The sequence below is a fragment of the Lentzea albidocapillata genome, from assembly GCF_000719115.1.
In the GTDB taxonomy this organism is placed as follows: domain Bacteria; phylum Actinomycetota; class Actinomycetes; order Mycobacteriales; family Pseudonocardiaceae; genus Lentzea; species Lentzea albidocapillata.
The window spans coordinates 1-778 of sequence record NZ_JOEA01000063.1 but is presented as its reverse complement, the minus strand read 5'-3'; the positions used below and the strand labels follow the sequence as shown (position 1 = coordinate 778).

Sequence of the window (778 nt, the reverse complement as noted above, 5' to 3'; positions counted from 1 at the left end):
CCGGGTGCGGCAGCCCGGACACGTCCAGTGCCGGGCGGACAAAGCAAGCTCTGCGAGCACGTGCCCGCAGACCGAACACGTCTTGCTCGAGGGAAACCAGCGGTCGATCACGACCAGCGTGCGGCCGGCCCGGTCGCACTTGTAGTCCAGCTGCCTGCGCAACTCGCCCCAGCCCGCGTCGGAGATAGCACGGGCGAGGTGGCGGTTACGCACCATGTTCTTGACCGGCAGGTCCTCGATCGCGATCACGTCGGCCGAACGCACCAGAGCCGTGGTGGTGCGGTGCAGGAAATCCTGCCGGGCGGCGCGGATCTTGCGGTGCGCGCGGGCGACCTTGGCCTTGGCCTTGCGGCGGTTGCCGCTACCGCGTTCGCAGCGGGCCATCCGCCGTTGGTAGCGGGCCAGGTTGCGGGCCTTGCGGACCAGATGCCGCGGGTTCGCGATCCGTTCACCGTCACTGGTCACCACCAGATCTGTGAGGCCGAGGTCGACGCCGATCGCGTGCCCGGCGGGCTCAGCCGGGGCGGGCTCGGCGGTGTCCACGGCGAACGCCACGTACCAGCGGCCGTCCGGCTCGCGGGACACCACCACCATCGTCGGATCCAGCGCGGCCAGGTCCACCTCGCCGAAGGACCAGACCAACCGCAGCGGTGTGCTGGTCTTGGCCAGTGTCAGCACGCCCTCGCGCATCCGGAACGCCGAGCGGGTGTAGTGCGCGCTCTGCCGCCCGGTACGGGACTTGAACCTCGGGAAACGGGCCCGCCCGGCGAAGAAGTTG

At 70.3% G+C, this 778-nt stretch carries 1 protein-coding gene; it reads right to left on the bottom strand.

Annotated elements, in window-relative coordinates; genetic code table 11:
• The coding region (locus IG04_RS0141775) for an RNA-guided endonuclease InsQ/TnpB family protein (RefSeq protein WP_030482286.1) at positions 1–778 on the bottom strand (778 nt) is incomplete at both ends.